The 19493-nt window shown below is 29.6% G+C and carries 18 protein-coding genes; 7 read left to right on the top strand and 11 right to left on the bottom strand.

The features are described 5' to 3' along the window. The first annotated feature begins 1 nt into the window (after position 1). Entirely contained in the window at positions 2-223 is a 222-nt protein-coding gene (locus ACY2RW_RS15600; protein WP_015479930.1) for a DUF2795 domain-containing protein, read from the top strand. Between the two features lie 145 nt (positions 224-368). Beyond that, complete coding sequence (gene secA / locus ACY2RW_RS15595) at positions 369-3710, top strand: preprotein translocase subunit SecA (protein WP_490123662.1); 3342 nt, start codon at positions 369-371, stop codon at positions 3708-3710. A 132-nt stretch (positions 3711-3842) separates the two neighbouring features. On the opposite strand, the gene ACY2RW_RS15590 is transcribed toward secA, so the two are convergent. The 11 genes from ACY2RW_RS15590 to nadC all read right to left on the bottom strand — a co-directional run bounded on the left by ACY2RW_RS15590 (position 3843) and on the right by nadC (position 14885). Further along, complete coding sequence (locus ACY2RW_RS15590) at positions 3843-4022, bottom strand: hypothetical protein (protein WP_490123661.1); 180 nt, start codon at positions 4020-4022, stop codon at positions 3843-3845. A gap of 26 nt (positions 4023-4048) precedes the next feature. Then, a complete protein-coding gene (locus tag ACY2RW_RS15585) occupies positions 4049-6883 on the bottom strand; it encodes a DUF8693 domain-containing protein (protein ID WP_490123660.1) in 2835 nt (944 codons plus the stop codon). Positions 6884-7151: 268 nt separating this feature from the next. Continuing rightward, a complete protein-coding gene (locus ACY2RW_RS15580) occupies positions 7152-8123 on the bottom strand; it encodes a DUF4097 family beta strand repeat-containing protein (RefSeq protein ID WP_490123659.1) in 972 nt (323 codons plus the stop codon). Between the two features lie 5 nt (positions 8124-8128). Further along, positions 8129-8740, bottom strand: coding sequence for a HEAT repeat domain-containing protein (locus ACY2RW_RS15575; RefSeq protein ID WP_490123658.1), 612 nt, complete (start codon positions 8738-8740; stop codon positions 8129-8131). After that, the gene (locus ACY2RW_RS15570) at positions 8737-9273 is read right to left on the bottom strand and encodes an RNA polymerase sigma factor (RefSeq protein ID WP_490123657.1); all 537 of its coding nucleotides are present in this window, start codon (positions 9271-9273) and stop codon (positions 8737-8739) included. Before ACY2RW_RS15570 ends, ACY2RW_RS15575 begins: the two co-directional genes overlap by 4 nt. 184 nt (positions 9274-9457) lie before the next feature. Further along, the gene (gene folE / locus ACY2RW_RS15565) at positions 9458-10147 is read right to left on the bottom strand and encodes a GTP cyclohydrolase I FolE (RefSeq protein ID WP_490123656.1); all 690 of its coding nucleotides are present in this window, start codon (positions 10145-10147) and stop codon (positions 9458-9460) included. 83 nt (positions 10148-10230) lie between these two features. Then, positions 10231-11934, bottom strand: a complete 1704-nt coding sequence (gene hisS, locus ACY2RW_RS15560) for a histidine--tRNA ligase (RefSeq protein ID WP_490123655.1) — start codon at positions 11932-11934, stop codon at positions 10231-10233. Positions 11935-12071: 137 nt separating this feature from the next. Beyond that, positions 12072-13016: a YihY/virulence factor BrkB family protein gene (locus ACY2RW_RS15555; protein WP_490123654.1), complete on the bottom strand. Its 945-nt coding sequence runs from the start codon at positions 13014-13016 to the stop codon at positions 12072-12074. A 4-nt stretch (positions 13017-13020) separates the two neighbouring features. Continuing rightward, positions 13021-13590: a pentapeptide repeat-containing protein gene (locus ACY2RW_RS15550; RefSeq protein ID WP_490123653.1), complete on the bottom strand. Its 570-nt coding sequence runs from the start codon at positions 13588-13590 to the stop codon at positions 13021-13023. A 2-nt stretch (positions 13591-13592) separates the two neighbouring features. Continuing rightward, complete coding sequence (locus ACY2RW_RS15545; RefSeq protein WP_490123652.1) at positions 13593-14024, bottom strand: hypothetical protein; 432 nt, start codon at positions 14022-14024, stop codon at positions 13593-13595. Then, on the bottom strand, positions 14025-14885 hold the full coding sequence (gene nadC / locus ACY2RW_RS15540; protein ID WP_490123651.1) for a carboxylating nicotinate-nucleotide diphosphorylase: 861 nt from the start codon (positions 14883-14885) through the stop codon (positions 14025-14027). 213 nt (positions 14886-15098) lie between these two features. On the opposite strand from nadC, the gene rlmH reads away from it, so the two are divergent. The 5 genes from rlmH to ACY2RW_RS15515 all read left to right on the top strand — a co-directional run bounded on the left by rlmH (position 15099) and on the right by ACY2RW_RS15515 (position 19354). Beyond that, a complete protein-coding gene (rlmH, locus tag ACY2RW_RS15535; RefSeq protein ID WP_490123650.1) occupies positions 15099-15572 on the top strand; it encodes a 23S rRNA (pseudouridine(1915)-N(3))-methyltransferase RlmH in 474 nt (157 codons plus the stop codon). 137 nt (positions 15573-15709) lie between these two features. After that, entirely contained in the window at positions 15710-16288 is a 579-nt protein-coding gene (locus ACY2RW_RS15530; RefSeq protein WP_490123649.1) for a non-canonical purine NTP diphosphatase, read from the top strand. A 76-nt stretch (positions 16289-16364) separates the two neighbouring features. Next, a complete protein-coding gene (locus tag ACY2RW_RS15525) occupies positions 16365-17393 on the top strand; it encodes a FecCD family ABC transporter permease (protein WP_490123648.1) in 1029 nt (342 codons plus the stop codon). A 44-nt stretch (positions 17394-17437) separates the two neighbouring features. Next, positions 17438-18235 carry an ABC transporter ATP-binding protein gene (locus tag ACY2RW_RS15520; protein WP_490123647.1) on the top strand — a complete coding sequence of 266 codons (798 nt, stop codon included), beginning with the start codon at positions 17438-17440 and terminating at the stop codon, positions 18233-18235. A gap of 69 nt (positions 18236-18304) precedes the next feature. Further along, positions 18305-19354 (top strand): M28 family metallopeptidase, encoded by a 1050-nt coding sequence (locus ACY2RW_RS15515; RefSeq protein WP_490123646.1) that lies wholly within the window; start codon positions 18305-18307, stop codon positions 19352-19354. The last annotated feature ends 139 nt before the right edge of the window (positions 19355-19493 follow it).

Here is a 19493-nt window from a genome sequence, read left to right as displayed (position 1 = left end):
AATGTATTGGACATTAGAATTAGCATCTTATTTAGCAGATGCACCTTGGCCAGCAACCAAAGATGAGTTAATAGATTACGCAATTAGAACTGGAGCTCCTCTAGAAGTTGTAGAAAACCTACAAGATATAGAAGATGAAGGTGATGCTTATGACTCAATTATTGAGATTTGGCCAGATTATCCAACCGAAGATGATTATCTTTGGAACGAAGATGAATACTAACTCAGTAAAAATATAAAAAAGTCTCTAAAGAGGCTTTTTTTTTGTTTTTCTTTTAATTAATAGAAAACCATTTTTTAGGCTTGTAAAAACAAGTTTTTCAATTAAACAAACACAGTTACATAAGTAACTAATAAACATACATATAATGGGTATTTTAGATTCAGTAATTAAACTTTTTGTAGGAGACAAACAACAAAAAGATTTAAAAGGATTACAACCAGTTGTTGATAACGTTCGAAAATTCGAAGCAGAAATCGCAAAACTTTCTCACGATGAATTGCGTGCAAAAACGCAAGAATTCAAAAATAAAATAAAAGCAGCTACCAAACAGTTTGATGATAAAATAATAGCTTTAGAAGAAGAAGCCAAAACTGCAGATATAGACAGGCAAGAAGATATTTATACAGAAATAGACACATTAAAAGACGATGCTTATAAAGTTTCTGAAGAAACTTTATTAGAAATTATGCCAGAAGCTTTTGCTGTTGTAAAAGAAACTGCAAAACGTTTTGTAGAAAATGAAGAAATAGAAGTTACTGCAACCCCTTTTGATAGAGAATTATCTGCAGAAAGAGACAATGTAACTTTAGAAGGAGACAAAGCTTATTGGGCAAATTCTTGGGATGCAGCAGGTAAACCTGTTACTTGGGATATGGTTCATTATGATGTACAACTTATTGGTGGTTCTGTTTTACACCAAGGAAAAGTAGCAGAAATGATGACTGGTGAAGGAAAAACATTAGTTTCTACTTTGCCTGTTTATTTGAATGCTTTAACAGGAAATGGAGTACATTTAGTAACTGTAAACGATTATTTAGCAAAACGTGATAAAGCTTGGATGGGTCCAATTTTTGAGTTTCATGGCTTATCTACAGATTGTATCGATTATCATCAACCAAACTCAGATGCTAGAAGAAAAGCCTACAATGCAGACATTACTTACGGAACAAATAACGAATTTGGTTTCGATTATTTACGTGATAATATGGCTAGCTCTAAAGATGATTTGGTACAGAGAGCACCTAACTATGCAATTATAGATGAAGTAGATTCTGTTTTAATTGATGATGCAAGAACGCCATTAATTATTTCTGGTCCAATACCACAAGGAGATAGACATGAATTTAATGAATTGAAGCCATTGGTTTCTGATATTGTTGCACTACAAAAACAACATTTGGTTAAAGTTTTGGCAGATGCTAAAAAATTAATTGCAGATGGCAATGATAAAGAAGGTGGTTTTTTACTATTAAGAGTATATAGAGGTTTGCCAAAAAACAAAGCCTTAATCAAATTTTTATCACAAGAAGGAATCAAACAAATCTTGCAGAAAACAGAAAACTATTACATGCAAGACAACAACAAATTAATGCCAGAAGTAGATGAAGACTTATGGTTTGTTGTAGAAGAAAAGAACAATCAAATAGATTTAACAGACAAAGGAATTTCCCATTTATCAGAAAAAACAAGCAATGATAATTTCTTTGTATTACCAGATATTGGTGTAAAAATTGGAGAAATTGATACTTCTGATCTTACTTCTGAAGAAAAAGCGGCTAAAAAAGAAGAACTTTACAAAGACTTTAATGTAAAAAGCGAACGTATTCATACTATGAATCAATTATTGAAAGCTTATACAGTTTTCGAAAAAGATGTAGAATACGTTGTTATGGACAATAAAGTAATGATTGTTGATGAGCAAACAGGACGTATTATGGATGGGCGTCGTTATTCAGACGGATTACATCAAGCCATAGAAGCAAAAGAAAATGTAAAAATTGAAGATGCAACACAAACTTTTGCTACAGTTACACTTCAAAATTACTTTAGAATGTATCGCAAATTGTCTGGTATGACAGGAACTGCGATTACAGAAGCTGGAGAGTTATGGGAAATCTACAAATTAGATGTGGTAGAAATTCCTACCAACAAACCTATCCAGAGAGATGATAAAGAAGATTTAATTTATAAAACTGCTCGAGAAAAATACAATGCTGTTATAGATGATATTGTAAAGTTAGTAGAGCAAAAACGCCCTGTTTTAGTAGGTACAACTTCTGTAGAAATATCAGAATTATTGGGTAGAATGTTACAAATGCGTAAAATTCCGCATAATATATTAAATGCAAAATTACACAAACGTGAAGCAGATGTAGTTGCAGAAGCTGGTAAACCTGGTGTTGTAACCATTGCAACCAATATGGCTGGTCGTGGAACAGATATTAAATTATCTGACGAAGTAAAAGAAGCTGGTGGTTTGGCTATTATTGGTACAGAAAGACACGATTCTCGAAGAGTTGACAGACAGTTAAGAGGACGTGCAGGAAGACAAGGAGATGTTGGTTCTTCTCAGTTTTACGTAGCTTTAGATGATAACTTAATGCGTTTGTTTGGTTCTGATAGGATTGCCAAAATGATGGATAGAATGGGGTTAAAAGAAGGCGAAGTAATTCAGCATTCTATGATTACCAAATCTATTGAAAGAGCGCAGAAAAAAGTAGAAGAAAACAACTTTGGTATACGTAAACGTTTATTAGAATATGATGATATAATGAACGCTCAACGTGAGTTTGTTTACAAAAGAAGACGTCATGCTTTAGATGGTAAACGCTTACAAGTAGATATTGCAAATATGATTTATGATACATGCGAATCTATTGTAAACTCAAATAAAGCTGTAAAAGATTTTCAAAATTTTGAGTTTGAGTTGATTCGTTTTTCATCAATGACTTCTCCATTTTCTAAAGAAGAATTCGAAAAATTATCCGAAAAAGAAATTACAGATAAATTATATGATTTTGTAACAGAACATTATAAAAATAAAATTGAAAGAAATGCAGTTTTAGCCTTTCCTGTTATTAAAGACGTATACGAAAATGAAGGTGATAGATACGAACGAATTGTAGTGCCTTTTACAGACGGAATTAAATCTTTACAAGTTGTTACCAACTTAAAAGAGGCTTATGAATCTGAAGGAAAAAGTTTAATTACAGATTTCGAGAAAAACATCACTCTAGCAATTATTGATGAAAATTGGAAAGATCATTTACGTAAAATGGACGATTTAAAACAGTCTGTACAAAATGCATCTTATGAGCAAAAAGATCCTTTATTAATTTATAAGTTTGAGGCTTTTGAATTATTTAAAGTTACTGTAGATCAAATAAATAAAGAAGTTCTTTCTTTCTTGTTTAAGGGTGAATTGCCAACACAAGATAGAAATCAAATTTCTGAAGCACGACAACAAAAAAGAGAGCGTTTAAATACAAGTAAAGCAGATGTGCAGAATACAACTGAACAAGCGATTCAAAATTCGCGCCAGCAATCTGCAGAACCTGTTGAAACCATTGTAAGAGAACAACCAAAAATTGGTAGAAACGAAAGAGTTACTATTAAAAATGTGATGAGTGGTGAAGAAAAAGAGGTAAAATACAAACAAGCTATCCCATTAATTGAAAAAGGAGAATTTGTTTTAGTGAATAAATAAATTAAAAGTTCTCGATACAATTTTTCAAAAAAGAAAAATCACTCGAACTGAGAATACTTTTAAATTTTAAGATAAAAAAATCCGTTTAGAAAATATCTAAACGGATTTTTAAAATTATATTAAATTTAGTTATTAAAAGCCTGTACCTGGAGCTTCTGGGCTTTGTGCTTGTGCTTTTTGTGGGTTTAATATCATATAAGTTCCTAAAGCAGTTAAAGCTGCATATTTACCATAATTGCCTATTTTTTTTAGAGCATCTTTACGAGAAATTTCTTGAACTTTATCTTGAGTGTTTTCTGTTTGTTTTTTCATGATATATCTGTTTAAATTCTCGTTAATTATTCTAAAATTATTTTCTTGTTTAATTTACCTGCTTCTGTATGTAACTGAATCATATAAACTCCTGATGCTAATTTTGGTAAAGAAATATCTTTTACACCAGTCGCTTTAAAAGAAGTATTTAACACTTGCTTACCAAGAATATTATACATAGTTAAAGTTGATTCTCCTTGAGATAATCCAGCAATTCTTAAATTATTAGTAGCTGTTTTAAAAATAGTTACAGAATTTAAAATATTAGTATCTGTACTTAAAACTGATTTTGTAGAAGTATGTAGATAAAATCTTCCAATTCCATCAAAAGTTTTATCTAAATTAACTTTATAGTTTGAATTATCTTCATCTAATCTTGTAAAAGTATTCTCTAATCTGTCTTCTAAAAATACTTTTATGTCTTTTGGTAAGTTTAAAGCTTCTGCAGAAAATGTAATTTCTTTTCCAGCTGCAGCTTTAATTCCAATAGGAATAATCATATTCTCATAATCAGAATTTGGTAAAGATTGGCGCATAAAATTAACTCCTTTACTATTACTTACTAAATGAGAATATACACTAAAATTATTTGCTTGACCTGTAAAAGTTCCCACATCAAAACTTGGGTCTAAACCTTGCGTTTTGTCTTCTAAATAATTAATACTTGTATAATCATTACGAACTCCATCTGATATCATTAATTTTATAGAAAAATTATTTGAATCCTTATTTTTATATAAAGTTTTTCCTGTTTGATGTGATAACTTGGTAGCATCTATATTAAAATTATTTGCAGAAGAATTTGCTGCATTAACAAAGAAGCCTTGACCAGGATGTACATAATCAGTTCCTGTTAAAGCAACATAACCAGCTCCACCAGATTTATTATTATCAAAAACATATACAGTTTGATGAGTTCCTGTTAAATTTGTAGAGTTACTAGTAATCAGATCACTGACTAAAATATATGAAGTGTATGGGTTTCCTTTTAAATTCCAATTATTTACACCAGAATTTTGAGTTATATTGCTAACTAAATTATCTGTTTTTAGAGTTCCATTAAAACTAACATACGTATTTGTAGTAGCATCTCTTTTTATAGAATACCCTTGAGCTGTGCCAAAAGTACCTGAATTTGCAGCATCTGTAGCATAAATCCAATCTCCATCTGCATCTGATGTATTAGTATAAGTTGCAATACCAATATTTGTTCCTACAGTTCTTGTAGTATTATCTATATCGTTAGCATCTACCCAAGTTCCATCATAAGTTGCACCTATTACTGGGCTAGAAAGCAAATGCCAATTTGTATCATTGGCAGCAACTTGATAAGTAACATTGCCAAAAACCAAGTCACTAACTATTAATGATCCACCAGAATTTATGGTTAAAGTTGCAGCTGCATCTACATTTAAATTATATGCTTTTGCACCTGTAGAATCTCCAATAATTGGACTTGTTCCTGTATTTCCAATTACAATTCTGTTGAATTCCGTAGGTAAAGTAGTTAAACTCCAATTTCCTGTTGTATTCCAAGCTGCAGAACCTCCTTGCCATACATTATTAGAATATCCGTTATTAACAAGTGAAAGATTATCTACTCTTACCTCTGCATCTCCATTCATCCAACCTTTATCATCTGGCATATCTCCATGGGCAGCTGCATTGTATGGCCCAACAGCTCTTACAAATATTGCAATACTTGTTTCTAAACCAGTGTCGAAAGATACATTAGCCACACTTGCACTTGTATGAACTGCTGGAGTAAATAATGTTTTTTTAATTTGATTCCCAGCGCTTTCTACTGCTGCAATTGTTCTATAACCTAAATTACTTTGAGCTGCTGTTGCTGGTGGAGCATAAAGTGGTGTATAGCCAGATTCATAATTACTACCTTTTAATATATATACTTCTATGTTGGTTGTTGTGGTAGTTGGTGAAACAATAGAATTGATATAACTAAAATTTAGTGTATAATTACTGTTTGCTTCTACAGCGATTTCTTGGTAAATACCATCAGATTCTACATTGTCAAATTTTACAACAAAACTACCTCCTATAGTTGAATCCTCTCCTGCATCTGCAATATCTTTATTAATCCAACCTGCACATGAACAGTCTGAACCTGATGATTTGGGTATGTCATCAAATGTACCATTATGAACTGTAGGTTGGGTTGGTGTGTTTGAAACAGTTAAGCCATTGTTTACCAAAGTTAAATTATCTACTCTCACCTCTGCATCTCCATTCATCCAACCTTTATCATCTGGCATATCTCCATGGGCAGCTGCATTGTATGGCCCAACAGCTCTTACAAATATTGCAATACTTGTTTCTAAACCAGTGTTGAAAGATACATTAGCCACACTTGCACTTGTATGAACTGCTGGAGTAAATAATGTTTTTTTAATTTGATTCCCAGCGCTTTCTACTGCTGCAATTGTTCTATAACCTAAATTACTTTGAGCTGCTGTTGCTGGTGGAGCATAAAGTGGTGTATAGCCAGATTCATAATTACTACCTTTTAATATATATACTTCTATGTTGGTTGTTGTGGTAGTTGGTGAAACAATAGAATTGATATAACTAAAATTTAGTGTATAATTACTGTTTGCTTCTACAGCGATTTCTTGGTAAATACCATCAGATTCTACATTGTCAAATTTTACAACAAAACTACCTCCTATAGTTGAATCCTCTCCTGCATCTGCAATATCTTTATTAATCCAACCTGCACATGAACAGTCTGAACCTGATGATTTGGGTATGTCATCAAATGTACCATTATGAACTGTAGGTTGTTTCTGTGAGAAACCTACACATGTAAGAAACAGTGTAAGCAAAAGTAAAAATTTATTCATTTTTTTAAAATTTAATTATTGTTAGATTACTGGTTTACCAGTTTGGTTGACCAATATATAAATTTTTTATTAATTAATAGTGAATCATTAACTTAAACACAATCGAAAAGTAAAAAACTATATTTATTGATTTTTGCAATATCAAAAAAATACAAATAATAGAAATACGAAAGAAGGTGTACAATTGTACTAAAAATTTAAATTTCAAAAAAAAATCCGTTTAGAAGTACTTCTAAACGGATTTTTAAAATCTAGGTTGATTCTTGTTTTAAGATTTTTTTCTCAAATAAATATTTCCCAAACCAGCATTCAGTTTCATTTTTACATTGCCTCTTTTTAATTTTAGTTTCATCTTTTGTAAACCTTCTACTTCTTTGTCTTCTAAAACGTTAAAATCGATATCAGAAAAGATAGAAGACGAATTTGCATCTACAATAACATCAGAATTATTAGGTAGTGTAACATCTATAAAACCATTATTAGAGTAAATTGAATAGAGTTTTTTAGGAATCATTTTATCAAACTCTATAGTAACATTGCCTCCAATTGAATTGATAGATACTGGCCCTGTAACATCTAACAGTTTCATATTATTTAATGAAGTTGATATTTCTACTTCTCCTTCAAAATTTGATAAGCTAGAGGCTTTAGAGTTAAAAAATACATATTGTCTATTCTTTTCTTTATTTTCTTTACATCCATTGGTTTGCCAATTTAGTTTGATAGAATTTGGAATTTTTATTTCATATTTTTCATTACTTTGCATTATTAATTGCCCTTCTGTATTGTCTTTAAAAATTAATTCATTACCTATTTGTTCAATAGTAAAATAAATTCCCAAATCAGTATTTTCATTTTTTTTACCTAATTTTTTTAGCCCTTTTTTTCTGTTTATATCGTTGTTATAAAATACAACTCTCCCAAGTTTAGTAGAATCAGATTTAGCTCTTGGAAAAGATCTTGTGCCAGAAACTCTAGCTAAATTACCTCTTCTACTTGTGCTATAGGAATATGCACTTTGAGAGTTTCCATTTAATCGTATTGTAGAAAAACTAGAATTTCTTTTATCATGCAAACTTTTAATAATTACTTCATTGCCATCATAACCTTCTATGGTAAAGTTTTTAGTAGAACAAATTTTTAAAGTCCCTTTGTTAAATTTTATTTTCTTTTCTTGTGCGTTCAGTGTAAAAAAAGATACTGAAAGTGCTAAAACAAATACTATTTTTATATTTCTCATGGTGTTTATTTTTTAATTTCTACCATTGCTAAAGTTGCATTGTTCTTTACAATTGGGTAGGTTTCTTCATTGTTTATAATTTTTTCAAGAGGTTTTTGCGCGCGATTTTCTCTTAAAAAACTTAATGCTTTTATTAATTTTATTTGTACTAAAGGCTTGGTTTCATTTGCCAAAGCCTTTATTAAATTGGTTCTAATTTTTTCGTTTTTTGGAAATTTAAGCAAAGCATCAATCGTAGCAATTTTTACATTTGCATTTTCATCTTTATGCAAAATCCCAATTAAAGTTTGTATAATTTTTTGGTCTTCTTTCTTGTATTCGTCATTAAAAGTATACACACCTTCTAAGCGTTTTCCTGCTGAATCAGCCTCTAAATTTGCCAATAAAACTTGTTTTTCTTGACTAAACTCTCTTTTACCATTTACTACTAAAAAAGTAGAAATAAGTAAAGCTATACTTGCAGCCACAGCAATGTATTTTAAATACGTAACTTTCTGTTTTTTAGGTTGATGTAATTTTTCTTTTAATAATTTTTGAAACACAACATCTGAGGTAGATGACATTTTTTCTTCAGAAAAATCAGCTTTATTTTGTTGTATGTAATCTTTTAATTTCATCCTGTTTGTTTAATATTAAGCATTTGTAATAGTTGCTCTTTACCCCTTTTGTATTGATTTCTCACAGTACTTTCATTTATATTTAGCAACTCGCCTATTTCTCTATGATTGTAATCTTCTATCATATATAGTATTAAAATAATTCTATATTTTTCTTTAAGTTTATTAATACATTCTTTGATAAAATTTACTGAAATACTCGGTTCTATATCATCTTCTGTTTCTTTTATGTTGTTTTCTAAGATGACATTGTTATCAGTAAAAATTACTTTGGTTTTATTTCTAACTGCATCTAAAGATTTGTTTACCACAATTCTTTTTAACCAAGCTCCTAAGTTGGCTTCATCTTGCAATTGATGAATTTTTTCAAAACCTTTAATAAAAGCATCTTGTACAATATCCTCTGCTTCTTCCCTATTTTTTAAAATTCTAATAGCTGCACCAAACATCATATTTTTATAAGAATGATACACTTCTAATTGAGCTAAATAATTATTGGCTTTACATTTTTGTATGATGCTTTTCGTATTCAAAAAAATGGGTTGGTTGATTTAGTTTACACTCTAAGAACGGAAAAATTTTAATTGTGTCGCATTTTTTTATAAAAATTATGTAAAAGCTATGAGTCTGAAATAAATTCAGACCAAAGAAAAACCGTTTAGAAATTTCTAAACGGTTTAAGTTTTATATAAAAAGAGTTCTGAAACAAGTTCAGTTCTAGTCGAAATCGGTTTCCATTTTTAAGTAATCTAAAAACTCTCTTTTTGTGTCTTTTTCTTTGAATTTACCACCAAATTCAGCAGTTACAGTAGAACTTTCTATGTCTTTAATTCCTCTAGAGTTTACACATAAATGTTTTGCATCAATCACACAAGCAACATCTTGTGTGCCTAAAGCTTCTTGCATTGCTTGTACAACTTGCATGGTTAAACGCTCTTGTACTTGTGGTCTTTTTGCAAAATACTCTACAATTCTATTCATTTTAGACAATCCAATTACTTTTCCGTCAGAAATATAAGCCACATGTGCGCGACCAATAATTGGCAATAAATGATGTTCGCAAGTAGAATATACCACAATATTCTTCTCTACCAACATTTCTCCATAATTGTAGTTATTATCAAAAGTTGATGCTTTTGGCATATTTTTAGGGTTTAACCCCATAAATATCTCATTTACAAAAGCTTTGGCAACTCTTTTTGGAGTTCCTTGCAAACTATCGTCTGTTAAATCCATTCCTAAAGTTTCCAAAATATCTTTTACACTTTCTTGGATTCTTTCTATTTTTTCTTGGTCAGAAATAGCAAAAGCATCTGCTCTTAATGGAGTTTTGGCTGATGTACCAACGTGATTCTCTCCTATTTCTTCAATTCTTTCGTCATTCATTTTGCTGTTCAATTCAAACATTTCAATCTTAATTTGGGTGCAAATTTACGTGTTTGCAACGTATTATTTTACTTTTTGTATCAATTATAACTATTAAACAATAGTTATTTATCTTTTAAATGATTTACCAATTCAACTAATGAACATTCCTGTTGTTTACTAGAATTCATGTTTTTTAATGTAAAAACATCATTTTCTACTTTAGAAACTACAAATTCAATTTCTCTATTGGTAACGTATTTCCATTGTCTTTTTTGTGCTTTATTACTTTCGCCTAAATCTGGATAAAATTCCGATTTAATGTTATTTTCTCTTAAAACCTTAATTGCTTTCATTTTAACAAGATCTGTAGCTGTATCAAAATTTAAGAAAATTACTTTTGGTTTTGGCAGATCTACGGTTTTAAACAAACCTAATTCTTCTAAAACCAGATAAATTCTGTCTAAACCGAATGAAATTCCAACTCCAGAAACATCTTTTAAACCAAAGATTCCTGTTAAATCATCATACCTTCCTCCACCACCAATAGAACCCATTTTTACACCTTTTGGAGCAGCAACTTCGTAAATGGCTCCTGTATAATAGTTTAAACCTCTTGCCAAAGTTACATCTACTTCTAAAGTTGCAGTTGCCAAACCTAATTCTTGTATAGCATTGATTACAAAACGCAAATCTTCTACACCATTTTTACCTTCTTCTGATGTGGCTAGCATTTTTTCTAAAGCATCTAAATTTTCTAAGTTAGAACCTTTAAAATTGAATAATGGTTGTACTTTTTGGATAGCTTCTTCTGTAATACCTTTAGACAACATTTCTGCTTCCACTTTTTCTTGACCAATTTTGTCTAACTTATCTAAAGCGACTGTAAAATCGATAAGTTTGTCTTTTGCTCCAATTACTTCTGCAATTCCAGATAAGATTTTTCTATTGTTTATTTTGATGGTTGTTCCTGTCAAACCCAGTTTGGTAAAAACAGTATCATACAATTGTACAAACTCTACTTCTTGCCAAAGAGATTTGCTCCCAACAACATCTGCATCACATTGAAAAAACTCTCTAAAGCGTCCTTTTTGTGGTCTGTCTGCTCTCCAAACTGGTTGTATTTGGTAACGTTTGAAAGGAAATGTAATTTCATTTTGATGTTGTACTACATATCTTGCAAAAGGGACTGTTAAATCGTATCTTAATGCTTTTTCGGATATTTTACGAACTACATTTTTAACATTATTTTTTGTAAAAATATCCTTAAAAATAGTTCTCTCTGTTGCTTTTGAAAAAATATTAGAATATTCAAATAATTTATCACTATTGTTAAAACATTTTGTAACATACTTAGATATTGCAAACCTAATATATGGGTTCATTCTAGCAAACTCAATACTAATTTTTTTTAAAATATCCTTATCAAAAGTGTTTAAAAAGAGTTCATTCGAAAATAATATTTCAGAGAAAAAATCAACAGAATCTTTAAAATTTAAATCATCTTCATTAGATATTTTTTCAAATTCATTTTTATAAAGAACCAAAAATGCATGATCTAAACATTTTTTAAATATTTCTTTTAAATATTTTGAACTTAATTCTAAATCTTTCAAAAAATCCCCAGAATTCAAAATCTTAAAAATAAGTCTATCTCCTTCATCACCATATTTTCCCATTAAAGTGGATGAGTTTTCAAAACTCGGAGTTTCTATAGGTTGAAATCCGAAAGTTTCAAAAGCAGTTTTTATCGTATTCATAATATAGGTACGATTGGCAACTTCTGTTGGTGAAAAATCTCTGGTTCCTTTTGGAATGCTGGGTTTCATTGAATTTAGTCTTTAGTTTCTTGTCTTTAGAGATTATTGATTCATCTGTCATCTTGAGCGCAGTCGAAAGGTTTTAATAGGTTTCGACTGCGCTCAACCTGACATCAATATTTCAAAGCGCAAATATCGTGAAAAAGTTATAATTTTTTAGGAGTAACAAAGGTTTTATTTCGTCTTCTTAAAGAATAAATTGTAGCATTTAACTCGAACCCTAACAAGAGAATTATTGCATTTAACCAAATAAACAACATTAAAATTAAAAGTGTACCTATTGAGCCATACAGCTCATTGTATTTTGCAAATTCGGTAACATAATAACTAAACAAATAAAATGTGAGAATTGATAAAATAGTGGTAAAAACTGCTCCTGGAGAAAAGAATCGAGAATGTTTCGCTTCTTTTACTCCATAATGATATAACATAGAAACTGTAATAAATATCATACTTACAAAGATAAATCCTCTACAGAGTTGAATCCAAAATAAATTGTCTTGCAGCCAACTTAAACTAACCATATCTTTTAAAATAAGCTCAAAAAAGATAATTAAAACTACAGTTACTAAAAGAAAAAAAACAATGACCAATGTAATAAGCATTGCTATAAAATAAGATCTAAAAATATTTCTTATTTCTTTTACATGATAGGAATATTCAAAACCACCAAAAATAGCATTTACACCATTTGTCATTAAAAAAATAGATGCTAAGAAACCAAAAGAAAGCAAACCTCCATATTGGTTTTTTATAATGTCTATAATTACAGAATCTACAGCATCAAAGGTTTTAGGAGGCAATACATCTGAAATTATAGATAACAAACCTTCTTGTGCACCATCTATAGGAACAAAAGGAATTAAGGTAAGTACAAATAACAAAAAAGGAAAAATTGCCATAAAAAAACTGTAGGCAATACCTCCTGCTCTAGTGGTTAAAGCTCCTTCTACAATACCTATAAAATACATTTCTAAAAGGTCATATAAAGACATTCCTTCTAAACCAGGAACTTTTATTTTTTTTCCTAGTTTTACAAGAATTCCAACTATAGGGATTTTTTCAAGTTTGTCTTCGACTTCTTTGGTCATGTAATTATTCTACTACAATTTTATATTCAGATAAAAGGCCTACAACATTTTCTTTACTAAACTTTGCTCCTTTTAACCCATTTTTTTCTGGATGCATTCTAAAATTAAAAGCAGTTTTAAAATCTACTTTTTCAAGATTTGTATTATCAAAAATAGCGTTTTTTAAATCGCAGTTATCAAAAACTGAATTCGTTAAAATTGTTTCTGTAAAATCTACTTCTTCTAAATTACAATTGTTAAAAGTTGTATTTGAAATTTTTAATCGATAAAATGAAGAAAAATTTAACTGACAATCTTTAAATGAAAACTGTAATAAAAAAGGATCAACTTCATTAAACTTTACTCCTATCATTTTACAATCGATAAAATTTACATCTTTAAAAGCAGTATCTTTTACAATTGTGTTGCTAAAATTACAATTGATAAACTCACAGTCTACAAACTGAATGTTTGACGCGTGAATACTCTCGAAGTTACAATTTTTAAAAGTACAATTATCATATTCTCCTTTTGTGATTTTGGTTGTCGTAAAATCTATTTTAGAATACCTTTCATTATCAAAATAATTATCCATTTCTAATATTCATTTTCTGTATCAACAAATAAAACCAAATTAAGTTCTTTATCTTTAGAATTTGTAATGTAATTTCTTATACCATAAAGTGAGCCACAAATATCAAAACCATAAACATTATCAAAATTTGAATACGAAAGATTTTTCCAATCTTGAGATAATTTTTCTATTTCATCATCATTTATATTAATAAATTTCTCTCTCAATTTGTGAAAGAAACCATAAACTAAATACTTTTCTTTCTTTATTAAAATTTTTATATCATCATTTTCAATATCTAAAAGACTATATAAATCATAAATATTAGAAATTTCAATCACCCAATGATCAGCCATAACTTCATCATCAATTTTATTATCAATGATAAATTGATAAGCATCCTCATAATCTTTTAATAAATCTATATTAGCATATAAAAAAATTACATCTAGCATTTAATCAATCGCTTTTAAACTTAAATCCATATTATAAACAGAGTGTGTTAAAGCTCCAGATGAAATAAAATCTACACCACATTCTGCATACTTTCTAATGGTTTTTTCATTGATGCCTCCAGAAGATTCTGTTAAACATTGGCTGCCAATTAAATCTACTGCTTTTTTAGTGTCTTCGTAGTTAAAATTATCAATTAAAATTCTGTAAACCCCTTTATTAGATAAGATTTCTTTAATTTCATCTAAACTTCTTGCTTCTACAATTATTTTAATATCCAATCCTTTATCTTCTAAATATTTTTTGGTTTTTGTAATTGCTGCAGTAATTCCGCCAGCAAAATCTATATGATTATCTTTAATCATTACCATATCATATAAGGCAAATCTATGGTTTTCTCCTCCTCCAATTTTAACTGCCCATTTTTCTAGAGCTCTAATACCTGGTGTGGTTTTTCTGGTATCTAAAACTTTGGCTTTTGTTCCTTTTAACAAACCTGCAAAAAAAGCGGTTTTTGTAGCAATTGCAGACATTCTTTGCATCGCATTTAGTACCAAACGTTCTGCCATTAAAATAGATTGCGATTTTCCAGAAACGTGAAATACAACATCTCCATATTTTACTTTTTCTCCATCATTTATAAAAGTTTCTACTTTTAAAGCTGCATCAACGTAAGAAAAAACTTGTTTTGCGAACTCAACTCCAGCAATTATTCCTTCGTCTTTTACTAGTAGTTTTGCTTTTCCTGTTGCATCTGCAGGAATACAAGAAAGTGATGTATGATCTCCATCTCCAATATCTTCTCTAATCGCATTTTTTATAATGAGGTCTAATTCTTTTTGAAATTGTGCTTCTGATATCATAAATACGGTTTAATTCTGATGTAAAAATAACAATGATTTTCAACTTTTAAGAAGTTCTAATGATTTTATGTTTTAAAACTGATAAATTTGTAGCGACAATATTTGTCTCCTCGAGCACAGTCGAGAGGTTTTAACGAGGTCTCGTAAACTTCGTTCGCTACCTAAAATCAAAATATTTTTTGATTTCAAGCAATGCTAAACAAGACAGTAACAATGAAAATTAAATTACTCGCCATTGGTAAAACTGATAATAAAAATTTAATTCAGTTAATTGATGAATATCAAAAAAGGCTCAAACATTATATAAAATTTGAAATAGAAATCATTCCAGATATTAAAAATGTGAAGAATTTGAGTGAAATTCAGCAAAAAGAAAAGGAAGGAGATTTAATGCTATCCAAATTACAAAATACAGATGTTTTGGTGTTGTTAGATGATAAAGGAAAACATTATACTTCTATAGAATTTTCGAAATATCTTCAAAAAAAAATGAATGCAGGCATTAAACAATTGGTGTTAGCAATTGGTGGTCCCTATGGATTTTCTGATGCTGTTTACAAGAAATCAACAGGAAAAATATCCTTATCTAAAATGACATTTTCCCATCAAATGATTCGCCTTTTTATTGCTGAGCAACTCTACAGAGGTTTTACCATTTTAAAAAATGAACCTTATCACCATGAGTAATATCCCATCCTAACCTTCACCAAGGGAAGGAACTCCAATCTCCCTTAAAAATTAATTATGATTTGTGGAATTTGTGAAATTCGTGTCTTAACTTTTGTAACTTTGAATCTTAAATTTTAAACTTTGAATTATAGAGTATGAAACTTGTTTTTGCTACAAACAACTTAAATAAACTAAAAGAAGTACAAGAAATGTTACCAAAATCAGTAGAATTATTGAGTTTAAAAGACATTGACTGTTTTGACGAAATTGAAGAAACTGAAACCACTTTAGAAGGAAATGCAAAATTAAAAGCAGATTATATTACCAACAAATTTGGTTACCATTGTTTTGCTGATGATACTGGTTTAGAAGTTGATAGTTTGGGTGGAAAACCTGGTGTATATTCTGCACGTTTTGCTGGAGAGCCAACAAATTCTGAAAATAATATGCAAAAATTATTATCGGAATTAAAAAATAAAGAAAATAGAAAAGCACAATTTAGAACTGCAGTTTGTTTAAATTTAAATAAAAAACAATTTCTATTTGAAGGAATTTGTAAAGGTGAAATTCTAACAAAAAAACAAGGCGAAAAAGGTTTTGGTTACGATCCTATTTTTAAACCTGAAGGTTTTAATGAATCTTTTGCCACTATGAATCTCGAAGAAAAAAACAAGATTTCTCATAGAGGAATTGCAATAAACAAGTTGGTTAATTTTTTAAGTAATTATAAATAGTGTCTCTTCGAGCGCAGTCGAGAAGTTAAAATTAGGTCTCGACTGCGCTCGACCAGACAAAGACAGTCGTTTGTAAATGGAACAAAAATCATTTAAAAAACATTTTATTCTACTATCTATTTTATTGGTGGTTTTATTTTTTGTGAATATTAGTTTGGGTTCTGTTTCTATTCCTTTTAAAGATATTTTTAATACTATAACAGGCAATTTTATTGCCAAAGAAAGTTGGCAAACCATTATTTTAAACTTTCGATTACCAAAGGCAATTACTGCAGTTTTGGTGGGTTCTGGCTTATCTATTTGTGGTTTGTTAATGCAAACCTTATTTAGAAACCCTTTAGCTGGGCCTTTTGTTTTAGGAATTTCTTCTGGTGCAAGTTTAGGGGTTGCTATTTTAATTTTAGGTTCTTCTGTTTTTGGTGGTTTTTTCTTAACCAATTCAATTTCTAATTGGTCTTTACCAATTGCAGCTAGTTTAGGAGCTTTTTTAGTTTTATCTGCTGTTATTATTGCTGCAAACAAAGTAAGAAATACCATGTCTATTTTAATTATTGGGTTAATGTTTGGTAGTTTAACATCAGCAATTATAAGTGTTTTGGCTTATTTTAGTGAGGCAAATCAAATTCAGCAATATTTATTTTGGAGCTTTGGAAGTTTAGGAAACCTGTCTTGGAATGAAATTACAGTTTTTACAATTATTTATATCATCGGAATTCTAGGAACCATATCAATTATAAAACCTTTAAACAGTTTTTTATTGGGAGAAAACTATGCTAAGAGTTTAGGCATAAATGTAAAAAAAAGCAGAAACATTATTTTACTAGTTACCAGTATTTTAACTGGTGTAATTACTGCTTTTTCTGGACCTATTGCTTTTGTTGGTTTGGCTGTTCCTCATATAGCAAGGATGCTGTTTTCTACTTCTAACCATAAAATATTATTACCAGCTGTTGCTATAACTGGAGCAATTGTATTATTAATTTGTGATGGAATTGCGCAATTACCAACTAGCGAATTTACACTACCAATTAATGCAATTACATCACTTTTTGGTGCGCCAGTTGTTATTTGGTTGTTAATTAGAAAAAAGAAAATATTTGTATAAACTTCGACAAACTCGGTCTGAAAGCTGTTAAATAATTTGAAAATTTGAAACCAAATAATAAAAATATCATTTTAAAAACTGAGAATCTTTCTATAGGTTATCAGCAGAAAAAACAAGATAAAATTGTAGTTTTAGATATCAATTTAGAAATTGAAAAAGGGAAATTAGTAACAGTTTTAGGTAAAAACGGAATTGGAAAATCAACTTTATTAAGAACCCTTTCTAAAGTTCAAAAACCAATTTCTGGAAATATTATTTTAGAGGATATCAACTTAAATAATTACACTGAAAAAGAGCTTTCAAAAAAATTGAGTTTGGTGTTAACAGAACGTTTACCAGAAAGCCAATTAACTGTTTTTGAACTAATTGCACTTGGCAGACAACCCTATACTAATTGGATTGATAAACTTTCTGAAAATGACATCGAAAAGATAAATACTGCAATCCAGCAAACAGAAATAGAGCATTTAAAAAACAATCGTTTTTACGAATTAAGTGATGGACAATTACAACGTGTTTTAATTGCTAGAGCATTAGCTCAAGACACTCAAATTATTATTTTAGATGAGCCAACTGCTCATTTAGACATGCATCACACCATTAAAATATTTTCTTTGCTAAAAAGGTTGGTGGCTAAAACCCAAAAAACAATTATTATTTCTTCTCACGAAATAAATTTAGCCATACAATTAGCAGATGAAATTATTCTCTTATCAGAAAATATGCTTCAATCTGGGAGTCCTAAAGAATTGATTTTTAAAAATGCTTTTGATGATTTATTCCCAACAGAACTCATCAAATTTAACAAAACATTGCAACAGTTTGTCATTAACAAAAATTAAATTTGATGCAACTGTAACTTTTTGTTACTTTTGAATACAAATCAATAAAATAAAACACTTTTTTAATCGATGAAAAAAATACTATATGTTGCTAGTGCATTAGCTTTTATGGCTTGTGGTTCTAGTAAAAATGCATCAAATGATGATGCAAACGTAGACCAAGCTGCAAAGTATGCTGCTACAATTACTGCTAAAGACTTAGGTACACATTTGTTTACTTATGCTTCAGATGAATTTGAAGGAAGAGAAACTGGAGAGCCTGGACAGAAAAAAGCAGTTGATTATTTAAAAAACTTCTATATTTCTCAAAATATTGTTTCTCCTTTAGGTGGTGATGATTATTTTCAAGAAGTTCCTGCAGAGTGGATTAACAAAAACACAAGAAGAGGAAAATTTAAAGATTCTGAAAACGTAGTTGCTTTTATAAAAGGAAGTGAAAAACCTGATGAAATTTTAGTTATTTCTGCACATTTAGATCATGAAGGAATAAAAAATGGAGAAATATACAATGGTGCAGATGATGATGGTTCTGGAACTGTAGCTATGTTAGAAATTGCAGAAGCTTTTCAAATGGCTGTCAAAAACGGGAAAGGTCCAAAAAGATCTATCTTGTTTTTACATGTAACTGGTGAAGAAAAAGGATTATTAGGTTCTAAATACTACACAGATGTAGACCCAATTTTTCCTTTAGCAAATACAGTTTGCGATTTAAATATTGACATGATTGGTAGAATTGATGCAAGACATAAAGAAGACCCTAACTATGTATACTTAATTGGTTCTGATAAATTAAGTACTGAATTACACAATTTATCTGAAATGATTAATAAAAAATATACAAATATTAATCTAGACTATAAGTATAATGATGAAAACGATCCAAATCGTTTTTACTACAGATCTGACCATTATAATTTTGCAAAAAACAATGTTCCAATTATTTTTTATTTTAACGGAACTCATGCAGATTATCATAGACCAACAGATACACCAGACAAAATTAATTATGAGTTATTAGAAAACAGAACACGTTTGGTATTTCATACAGCTTGGGAAGTTGCTAACAAAGAAACAAGAATTGTTGCTGATAAAGCAACACCAAAAAAGGAAACAAAATAATTGTTTTCTTTTCTAATATAAATACAAGAGGCTGTCTGAAAAGTAATTAATTATGTCAAACTGGGTAATGTGGCAAAAAATGGTTGGTAATTTTTACATCAAGATTTGTTATATTCCCAAAGTTAATTTGAACAGGACA

Source organism: Polaribacter sp. 2305UL8-11, assembly GCF_058147165.1.
The sequence above is the reverse complement of the archived record's forward strand: the minus strand, read 5'-3'. Positions and strand labels throughout refer to the sequence as shown.

What these genes read in the sequence shown, in the direction of transcription:
- hisS (WP_490123655.1), bottom strand. Translation starts at nt 11,934, where the DNA reads ATGAAACCCAGCATTCCAAAAGGAACCAGAGATTTTTCACCAACAGAA.
- ACY2RW_RS15600 (WP_015479930.1), top strand. Translation starts at nt 2, where the DNA reads ATGTATTGGACATTAGAATTAGCATCTTATTTAGCAGATGCACCTTGG.
- folE (WP_490123656.1), bottom strand. Translation starts at nt 10,147, where the DNA reads ATGTTTGAATTGAACAGCAAAATGAATGACGAAAGAATTGAAGAAATA.
- secA (WP_490123662.1), top strand. Translation starts at nt 369, where the DNA reads ATGGGTATTTTAGATTCAGTAATTAAACTTTTTGTAGGAGACAAACAA.
- ACY2RW_RS15545 (WP_490123652.1), bottom strand. Translation starts at nt 14,024, where the DNA reads ATGCTAGATGTAATTTTTTTATATGCTAATATAGATTTATTAAAAGAT.
- rlmH (WP_490123650.1), top strand. Translation starts at nt 15,099, where the DNA reads ATGAAAATTAAATTACTCGCCATTGGTAAAACTGATAATAAAAATTTA.
- ACY2RW_RS15515 (WP_490123646.1), top strand. Translation starts at nt 18,305, where the DNA reads ATGAAAAAAATACTATATGTTGCTAGTGCATTAGCTTTTATGGCTTGT.
- nadC (WP_490123651.1), bottom strand. Translation starts at nt 14,885, where the DNA reads ATGATATCAGAAGCACAATTTCAAAAAGAATTAGACCTCATTATAAAA.
- ACY2RW_RS15585 (WP_490123660.1), bottom strand. Translation starts at nt 6,883, where the DNA reads ATGAATAAATTTTTACTTTTGCTTACACTGTTTCTTACATGTGTAGGT.
- ACY2RW_RS15590 (WP_490123661.1), bottom strand. Translation starts at nt 4,022, where the DNA reads ATGAAAAAACAAACAGAAAACACTCAAGATAAAGTTCAAGAAATTTCT.
- ACY2RW_RS15575 (WP_490123658.1), bottom strand. Translation starts at nt 8,740, where the DNA reads ATGAAATTAAAAGATTACATACAACAAAATAAAGCTGATTTTTCTGAA.
- ACY2RW_RS15530 (WP_490123649.1), top strand. Translation starts at nt 15,710, where the DNA reads ATGAAACTTGTTTTTGCTACAAACAACTTAAATAAACTAAAAGAAGTA.
- ACY2RW_RS15525 (WP_490123648.1), top strand. Translation starts at nt 16,365, where the DNA reads ATGGAACAAAAATCATTTAAAAAACATTTTATTCTACTATCTATTTTA.
- ACY2RW_RS15555 (WP_490123654.1), bottom strand. Translation starts at nt 13,016, where the DNA reads ATGACCAAAGAAGTCGAAGACAAACTTGAAAAAATCCCTATAGTTGGA.
- ACY2RW_RS15550 (WP_490123653.1), bottom strand. Translation starts at nt 13,590, where the DNA reads ATGGATAATTATTTTGATAATGAAAGGTATTCTAAAATAGATTTTACG.
- ACY2RW_RS15580 (WP_490123659.1), bottom strand. Translation starts at nt 8,123, where the DNA reads ATGAGAAATATAAAAATAGTATTTGTTTTAGCACTTTCAGTATCTTTT.